The organism is Pseudomonas sp. Pse79 (assembly GCF_024519615.1).
Lineage (GTDB): Bacteria > Pseudomonadota > Gammaproteobacteria > Pseudomonadales > Pseudomonadaceae > Aquipseudomonas > Aquipseudomonas veronii.
The window spans coordinates 1-7,645 of the sequence record NZ_JALJRR010000053.1 but is presented as its reverse complement, the minus strand read 5'-3'; the positions used below and the strand labels follow the sequence as shown (position 1 = coordinate 7,645).

The window sequence follows — 7,645 nt, the reverse complement described above, 5'->3', positions numbered from 1 at the left end:
TCTATCTGATCCATGGAGATCAAAATGTGGGAGGGGGCTTGCCCCCGATGGCGGTGGATCAGTCATGCATGTAGTGACTGACACACTGCCATCGGGGGCAAGCCCCCTCCCACATTTTTGACCGAGTTCGGCTCGCAGAGTCAGGTCGGCTACAAGGCCGCTTTGCTTTTGATCTGAGGCACACCGAGCCTAGTTTTGGCTACTTTTGAGAAAACGGATATCGACACGCCCCACTCTCACCATCCCTCTTTCAACATCCGCAATTCCAGATGCTGCAACAGCATGATGGTCTTCCCATCCACGATCTCACCGCTCGCCACCATCGCCAACGCCCGCTCGAACCCCAGTTCCAGTACCTCGATGTCCTCGCCTTCCTCTTCGATCCCGCCGCCCATTCCCACCCGATCCTCCGGTTGGTATTCGCCGAGGAAAAAGTGAATCCGCTCCGTCACCGATCCCGGGCTCATGAATGCCGCATAGATCTTCTCCACATGCCCCACGCGATAGCCCGTCTCTTCTTCGGCTTCCAGGCGAATGCGTTCTTCGGGGCTGGCGTTGTCCAGCAACCCGGCCGCGGCTTCGATCAGGTAACCGGGGTAGTCGTTGACGAAGGTGGGCATGCGGAACTGTCGGATCAGCAGCACAGTGCGCTGGGCGCGGTTGTACAGCAGGATGGTCGCGCCGTTGCCCCGGTCGTACACTTCGCGGGTCTGGGCCTGCCAGCTGCCGTCGCGGCGGCGCAGGTCGAAGCTGTATTTTTTCAGCAGGTACCAATTCTCCGAGAGCGTCTCTTCGGCGGTGATGCGAACGGGGCTGTTGTCCATGGTCGGGCCTTTGCTCAAAGGAGCAGGAGCATGTCGCGCCAGCAACGCCAACGTCAAGCCGGTCGCATACCGCTACAATCGGGCCCCATAAAAAGTCTCTGCAAGGGCAAGGCAATGTCGCTGCATATCCCGACGCTACTGATAGTCGCCGTGTTCGTGTTCTGCCTGATGGGCCTGCTCACCGTGCATGCCTGGAGCCGTGGCCGTGAACCGACCCTGGGCTATCTCGGCATCATGCTGCTGCTCGCCACCCTGGGCACCGGGCTGATCGCGGTGCGCGGCGTGGGCCTGGATTTTGTCGCGTTGATCCTCGGCAATGTCGTGCTGTTGCTCAGCGCCGCGATGAACTGGACCGCCATGCGCGCTTTCGTGCAGCGCAAGCCGAGCCTGCCGGGGATCTTTGCCGGGTGTGGCGTGTGGCTGTTGATGTGCCTGTTGCCGCAATTCTATGGTTCGCTGTCGGCGCGAGTCACCCTGTATTCGCTGCTGGCGGCCGGTTATGGCGTGCTGTCGGCCCTGGAGCTGTGGCGCAACCGCGCGACCCTGGAAGTCGCCTACGCTCCCGCGCTGGCGCTGATCCTTTGGCACACCGCGTTCTATGGCATACGCGCAATCACCGACGCCGGCCTGCCGCTGAAAAACGCCCAGGCCTCGGGGGGTGAAGGCGTGCCGTTTTTCTCGTTCATGCTGTTTGAATCGATGCTGTATGCCATCGGCATTGCCTACATCACCCTGGCGATGGTCAAGGAGCGTGCCGAGTTGCGCTTCAAGGCCGCCGCCTTCAGCGATGCGCTGACCGGCGCCGGCAACCGCCGCGCCTTTATGCTCAGGGGCGAAAAACTGCTGGCCGACTGCAGCCGTCGCCAGCGCAGCGCGGCCCTGCTGCTGTGCGACCTGGACCACTTCAAGCGCCTGAACGACAGCTTCGGCCACCCCATGGGCGACCAGGCGCTGATCGCCTTCAGCCAGATGACTCGGGCCATGCTGCGCAGCGGTGATGTGTTTGCGCGTATCGGCGGTGAAGAGTTCGCCTGCCTGCTGGCCGACAGCGATGCGGCCGGGGCGTTTGAAGTGGCCGAGCGCATCCGTCGCGGGTTTGCCGAACTGGACCTGCTGACGCCGGGGTTCTTGAGCGTGAGCATCGGCATCGTCACCACCACGGCGGCAGGCCACGACCTCTCATACTTACTGTCCCAGGCCGACCAGGCGCTGTACCAGGCCAAGGCCTATGGACGCAATCGCGTGCAGGTGGTGGCGCTCGCCTGAGCGGACGACGCTTGAATGCCGCAATACTTTGCAAGCAATCAGTAAACGCCTGATCTACGAGCATTCCCTGGCGGATGTGGCCACCGCCTTGCCGGTGCGCTGGCTGCTGTCGCAGAAATTCGATTCCATCGACAAGATTGCCGACATCCATATGCCGCTGCTGGTGGTCCACGGCCTGGACGACCGCTACGTTCCCCCACGGTTCAGCGAACAATTATTTGCCGCCGCCCAGGAACCCAAGCGCCTGTTGCTGGTGCCCGGCGCCAGCCACAACAACAGCATGAGCCTGGCCGGGCGCAGCTATCGCAAAGCGCTGGACAACCTGATGCAAGCGAAGATGCCGACACAGGTTGTCACCCACTCAACCGGGCGCGCCAACGACTCATAAAATGTGTTTTCGGCACTGGGTTCGCGCGGGGCTGTCAAGCGCAAACCCAGCCTATGCTGGCCCGCGCCAGAAGTTGATCAAATATTGATCTTGGGTTGAATCGCCAACCCCTGCCGGGCCCTCGCAAAGTTATCCACAGAGATACCCACGGTTTTCGTGGACAACTCTTTTTATTTTTTTACGATTTTTTTGCTCAGCCCGCGCCTTGGGGAAAGGTGCCAGGCAGCAAAATTTCGCGATTCACATCGCGTATATCGTTATACCCGCACAGCGCCATCGACACGTCCAACTCGCGGGCGATGATCTCCAGCGCCTTGGTCACCCCCGCTTCACCCATCGCGCCCAAACCGTACAAATGCGGGCGACCGATCAGGGTGCCTTTGGCGCCCAATGCCACGGCTTTGAGCACGTCCTGGCCGGAACGGATACCGCCGTCGAGCCACACTTCAATACGCTCGCCCACCGCCTCGACGATCGCCGGCAATTGGCTGATGCTCGACGGCGCGCCATCCAACTGACGACCGCCGTGGTTACTCACCACCAACGCATCGGCGCCGGCATTCGCCGCCAGGCGCGCATCTTCCACATCGAGGATGCCCTTGATGATCAACTTGCCGCCCCAGCATTTCTTGATCCATTCCACATCGTCCCAACTCAGGCGCGGGTCGAACTGTTGGGCGGTCCATGCCGACAGCGAACTCATGTCCGCCACACCTTTGACATGCCCGACGATATTGCCGAAGCCATGACGCTTGGTGCCGAGCATGCCCACCACCCAGCGCGGCTTGGTCATCATGTTGAGGATATTCGGCAGGGTCAGTCTGGGCGGCGCCGACAGGCCGTTGATCAGGTCCTTGTGACGTTGGCCGAGGATCTGCAGGTCCAGGGTCAACACCAACGCATCGACACCGGCGGCCTTGGCGCGCTCGATCAACTGCTCGATAAAGGCGCGGTCGCGCATCACATAGAGTTGAAACCAGAACGGCTGGCCGACCTGTTCGGCGATGTCTTCCAGGGAGCAGATGCTCATGGTCGACAAGGTGTAGCGAAGGCCAAAGGCAGCAGCGGCACGGGCGGTGAGAATCTCACCATCGGCATGCTGCATCCCGGCCAGGCCGGTGGGCGCCAGGGCGACTGGCATGGCCATGTCCTGGCCGATCATGGTGGCGCGGATCGAACGTTTATCGATATTGCGCGCCACCCGTTGGCGGAATTTGATCTGGGCAAAATCGCTTTCATTCGCCCGGTAAGTGCTTTCAGTCCAAGAGCCGGAATCGGCGTAGTCGTAAAACATCCTTGGAACACGTTTTTGCGCCAGCTTGCGTAAGTCTTCGATGGTTGTGATCAACGACATCTGCGTCACCTCTCCCTGAACTGAGTAGGAAGAGTAACCGCCCATCCGCCGTACAACCAGCCATTGCGTTGATTGATCAGGCCGCTGACGGTTCGTCCGTGGCAGGTGGCTCGGGGGTGAGTCCCCAGTCGCCGTGCTCGTACCAGTCATCACCGATCATCTCGGCCGGGTGCATGGTACGGTCGGCGCCGTTGCCACAGGCCAGATCGGTCGTGGCGCAATAGCGGTCGCAGCCCCAGCAGATGCGTTCGGGGTGCTTGGGGTGCAGCGGAAAAGGCTTGGCCATGATGAGGTTCCCTACCGGCGAACAATAGAGTCAACCTAACCTGCTCAAGGGGGCATGGCCTTGACTGCGGTCAAGATTGGCCAACATGAAATATCGCAGAAACTTGACAAGAATCATTATTATTTACGATCAACCTTCCTAGACTCGGGTTCTTTCCCCCTCACCCGTCAGGAAGCCTCCATGCGTATTCCTTCTACTGTGTCCCTGGTCCTGCTGTTGTCCACCTCTGCGGCGTTCGCCAAGGAGTACCCGATCGGCGAGCCGCAGCACTGCCCAGGCCTGGAAATCGGCGCGGTGTACCTGCAACCGATCGAAATGGCACCCGCCGGCATGATGCGCGCCACGGCCGACTCCGACGTCCACCTTGAAGCCGATGTGCGCGCCACGGCGGACAATGCCCAAGGCTTCCAGGAAGGCAGTTTCGTGCCGTACCTGAACCTGTCCTTTACGTTGAAAAAGCAAGGCAGCGACACGCCGATCACCGGTGATTTCCACGCCATGGTCGCCAATGACGGGCCGCACTACGGCGACAACGTCAAGCTGCAAGGCCCGGGCAAATACACCCTGACCTTCAGCGTATTGCCGCCCAGCGGCCACCAGTCCCTGGGCCGCCATACCGACAAGGAAACCGGGGTCGCACCGTGGTTCGAACGCTGCGAAGTCCACTACGAATTCGTCTATGCCGGCATCGGCAAGAAAGGCGGCTACTGATGCGTCGCGCCTTGCTGCTGGGCAGCTTGCTGCTGAGCGGCGCGGCCCTGGCGGCGCCGTTGCCGACCTATGAACTGACCTTGCAGGACGGCCACTTCATCCCGCCGCAACTCACGGTCAAGGCCGGCGAGCGCTTCAAGATCGTGCTGCACAACCTCGGCCAAGGCCCGGCCGAATTCGAGAGCACGCCGCTGCGCGTGGAGAAAGTCTTGTCGCCCGGCGTGACCACCTTCGTCGTGATCCACCCGCTCACGCCGGGGTTGTATCCATTCTTTGACGAGTTCAACCCACAGTTGCCCGAAGGCAGCATCCTCGCCCAATAGCCCCGGGAGCCGTTGATGAATCAATCGATGTTTATTGTCTGGCGCGAAAGCGTCGAGGCGCTGCTGGTGATCGGCATTCTGCAGGTCTGGATCAGCCGCCAGACCGCGCACTCGCGCCTGGGGCGTTTCCTGTGGGCCGGGGTGGTCCTGGGCTTGTTCTGCTCCGCCGGCCTGGCCGGCTTGATGCTGTGGGCCGGTGAGGCCATGACCGGCCCCCAGGGCGAATGGCTGCAAGCGGCGCTGACGTTATTGGCCAGCGGCCTGATGGTGCAGATGGTGTTCTGGATGCATCGTCACGCGGCCACACTCAAAAACACCCTGGTACGCGAAGCCGATGAACGCCTGGCGCGCCAGGGCGGTTGGGGCGTGTTGCTATTGACGCTGTTGGCGGTGAGCCGCGAAGGCAGTGAAACCGTGGTGTTTCTGTACGGTGCCGGCGCGCGTCTGCAGGGCCCGGCGCTGAACCTGTTCGCGATCGGCGGCGTGCTGGGCCTGGTGTTGGCGGGGCTCACGGTGCTGTTGTTGCGCAGTACGCGGCGCTTCATTTCCTGGTCGCTGTTTTTCGCCCTCAGCGAAGCGCTGTTGCTGCTGCTCGGCGGGGCTTTGCTGGTGGCGGCCGTGGACCGTATCAGCGGGCAATTGCTGGCGATGGATATGCCCGAGTGGGTCTATTCGAGCTTCGGTGAAAGCCGCTGGGACAGCAGCACCCTGCTCAGCGACAGCCACGGCCTGGGCGCGATGTTGGCTGACTTTGTCGGCTACCGCGCCGCGCCGAGCCTGGTCACCGTGCTGGTGCTGCTCGGTTATTGGCTGTGGGTGGGCAACGGCCTGCGCCGTTCGCGGCACGCGGCATGAGCTGGCTGCAGTGCCTGGGCGATGGCATGCGCCGCCATGGGCGCTTGATCCGTGCCGTGCAATGGGCGGTGGTGCTGGTCTACGCCGTGCTGCTGGTGCTGCCGGCGCTGCTGCCGTTGCCGGACAGCCAGGCGCGCCTGGTGAACAACCTGACGCTGCTCGCGCAATTCATCTTCTGGGGCCTCTGGTGGCCGTTCGTGTTGCTGTCGATGGTGTTGTTCGGGCGCCTGTGGTGCGGCGTGCTCTGCCCGGAAGGTTCCCTGAGCGAATGGGCCAGCCAGCACGGGCGCGGCCTCGGTATTCCGCGCTGGCTGCGCTGGGGCGGCTGGCCGACGCTGGGCTTTTGCCTGACCACCCTCTATGGCCAATTGATCAGCGTGTATGACTACGCCCAGGCGGCCCTGTTGATTCTCGGCGGCTCGACCCTCGGCGCGGTGATCGTCGGCCTGTTGTTCGTGCGCGGCAAGCGCGTGTGGTGTCGGTACCTGTGCCCGGTCAGCGGCGTCTTCGCCCTGCTCGCCCGCCTGGCGCCGGTGCATTTCGCGGTGGATGAGCAGCGCTGGAAAGCCAACGACGCACCGCGCCTGCCGCTGCCCAACTGCGCGCCGCTGCTGGATATCCGCCGCCTGCAAGGGGCCAGCGAGTGCCATGCCTGCGGCCGTTGCAGCGGGCAACGCGGCGCGGTGCAACTGATCGCCCGCTCGTGCAATCAGGAGATCCTGCAGGCGCCGCGGCAACCCGGCTCAGTGTGGGACGCGCGGCTGTTGCTGTTTGGTGTGATCGGCCTGGCGATGGGGGCGTTTCAATGGACCGTCAGTCCGTGGTTTATCGCGCTCAAACAAACCCTGGCGACGTGGCTGGTCGGCCATGACTGGCTGTGGCCGCTGCAAGACAACGCGCCATGGTGGCTGCTCACTCATTATCCGCAGCTCAATGACAGCTTCAGTTGGTTGGATGGCTTGTGCATTGTGTTGTATCTGGGGGGGAGTTCGTTGGTATTGGGGGGCGGCTGCTGGCTGCTGCTGCGGTTGGCCGCGTGGGTGGCGGGTGATCGTGCACTGTTTCGGCCCTTGGCGCTGACGCTGACGCCCCTCGGTGGTGCGGGTTTGTTCCTGGGGTTGTCGGCGACCACGGTGAAGTTGTTGCGGTATGAGGGGTTGGGGTTGGCTTGGGTGCAATCGGCGCGGGCCGTGTTGTTGATGGCGGCGGTTGGGTGGTGCTTGTGGTTGGGGTGGCGGCAGCTTCGGGGGGTTGGGGGGTGGCGGCAGCTTCGGGGGGTTGGGGGGCTGCGGCGTTGGGGTGGGTGGTTGTGTGTGGGGTTGAGTGTTGGCTTGGTGGGGGGTGGATGGTGGTTGCAGTTTTGGGGGTGGGGTTGAGTACATATCCGTTGTTTAGGTTACGGCAGCTATTGGTTCCGCTCTTACAGCGGGTCACTTTGGAAAAGCCTGTACGGACCGGACACATGGTTGACGGGTGTGCGGGGCGCCTAAGATCAAGATCAAAAGCCAGAGCCAGAGCCAGAGCAGAACGAGTTCTATCTGATCCATGGAGATCAAAATGTGGGAGGGGGCTTGCCCCCGATAGCGGTGGATCAGTCATGCATGTAGTGACTGACACACTGCCATCGGGGGCAAGCCC

Annotated in this window: 8 protein-coding genes and 1 pseudogene; 6 read left to right on the top strand and 3 right to left on the bottom strand. The window is 62.4% G+C overall.

The genetic code is table 11. The annotated features are described in order from the left end of the window. Positions 1-236 precede the first annotated feature (236 nt). Complete coding sequence (locus NR164_RS30095; RefSeq protein ID WP_017849304.1) at positions 237-824, bottom strand: NUDIX domain-containing protein; 588 nt, start codon at positions 822-824, stop codon at positions 237-239. Between the two features lie 114 nt (positions 825-938). Between NR164_RS30095 and NR164_RS30090 the strand changes: the two genes are divergently transcribed. Together NR164_RS30090 and NR164_RS30085 are read left to right on the top strand one after the other, a co-directional pair. Next, positions 939-2,090 carry a diguanylate cyclase gene (locus NR164_RS30090; protein WP_201021157.1) on the top strand — a complete coding sequence of 384 codons (1,152 nt, stop codon included), beginning with the start codon at positions 939-941 and terminating at the stop codon, positions 2,088-2,090. 64 nt (positions 2,091-2,154) lie between these two features. Further along, a pseudogene (locus tag NR164_RS30085) lies at positions 2,155-2,478 on the top strand (alpha/beta hydrolase); the annotation flags it as partial. Positions 2,479-2,671: 193 nt separating this feature from the next. On the opposite strand, the gene NR164_RS30080 reads toward NR164_RS30085, so the two are convergent. Further along, positions 2,672-3,832, bottom strand: coding sequence for an alpha-hydroxy acid oxidase (locus NR164_RS30080; protein WP_256823657.1), 1,161 nt, complete (start codon positions 3,830-3,832; stop codon positions 2,672-2,674). Between the two features lie 76 nt (positions 3,833-3,908). Further along, positions 3,909-4,118 (bottom strand): DUF3079 domain-containing protein, encoded by a 210-nt coding sequence (locus NR164_RS30075; RefSeq protein ID WP_017849308.1) that lies wholly within the window; start codon positions 4,116-4,118, stop codon positions 3,909-3,911. 180 nt (positions 4,119-4,298) lie between these two features. On the opposite strand from NR164_RS30075, the gene NR164_RS30070 reads away from it, so the two are divergent. The 4 genes from NR164_RS30070 to NR164_RS30055 are packed head-to-tail and all read left to right on the top strand — an operon-like array spanning position 4,299 to position 7,383. Beyond that, the gene (locus NR164_RS30070) at positions 4,299-4,829 is read left to right on the top strand and encodes an iron transporter (protein ID WP_017849309.1); all 531 of its coding nucleotides are present in this window, start codon (positions 4,299-4,301) and stop codon (positions 4,827-4,829) included. Further along, entirely contained in the window at positions 4,829-5,152 is a 324-nt protein-coding gene (locus NR164_RS30065; RefSeq protein ID WP_017849310.1) for a cupredoxin domain-containing protein, read from the top strand. The genes NR164_RS30070 and NR164_RS30065 overlap by 1 nt, the downstream gene beginning before the upstream one ends. Before the next feature lie 15 nt (positions 5,153-5,167). Further along, positions 5,168-6,007 (top strand): FTR1 family protein, encoded by an 840-nt coding sequence (locus NR164_RS30060; protein WP_046383091.1) that lies wholly within the window; start codon positions 5,168-5,170, stop codon positions 6,005-6,007. Beyond that, complete coding sequence (locus NR164_RS30055; protein ID WP_256823656.1) at positions 6,004-7,383, top strand: 4Fe-4S binding protein; 1,380 nt, start codon at positions 6,004-6,006, stop codon at positions 7,381-7,383. The genes NR164_RS30060 and NR164_RS30055 overlap by 4 nt, the downstream gene beginning before the upstream one ends. Positions 7,384-7,645 lie beyond the last annotated feature (262 nt).

What these genes read in the sequence shown, in the direction of transcription:
- NR164_RS30060 (WP_046383091.1), top strand. Translation starts at nt 5,168, where the DNA reads ATGAATCAATCGATGTTTATTGTCTGGCGCGAAAGCGTCGAGGCGCTG.
- NR164_RS30095 (WP_017849304.1), bottom strand. Translation starts at nt 824, where the DNA reads ATGGACAACAGCCCCGTTCGCATCACCGCCGAAGAGACGCTCTCGGAG.
- NR164_RS30080 (WP_256823657.1), bottom strand. Translation starts at nt 3,832, where the DNA reads ATGTCGTTGATCACAACCATCGAAGACTTACGCAAGCTGGCGCAAAAA.
- NR164_RS30070 (WP_017849309.1), top strand. Translation starts at nt 4,299, where the DNA reads ATGCGTATTCCTTCTACTGTGTCCCTGGTCCTGCTGTTGTCCACCTCT.
- NR164_RS30075 (WP_017849308.1), bottom strand. Translation starts at nt 4,118, where the DNA reads ATGGCCAAGCCTTTTCCGCTGCACCCCAAGCACCCCGAACGCATCTGC.
- NR164_RS30065 (WP_017849310.1), top strand. Translation starts at nt 4,829, where the DNA reads ATGCGTCGCGCCTTGCTGCTGGGCAGCTTGCTGCTGAGCGGCGCGGCC.
- NR164_RS30055 (WP_256823656.1), top strand. Translation starts at nt 6,004, where the DNA reads ATGAGCTGGCTGCAGTGCCTGGGCGATGGCATGCGCCGCCATGGGCGC.
- NR164_RS30090 (WP_201021157.1), top strand. Translation starts at nt 939, where the DNA reads ATGTCGCTGCATATCCCGACGCTACTGATAGTCGCCGTGTTCGTGTTC.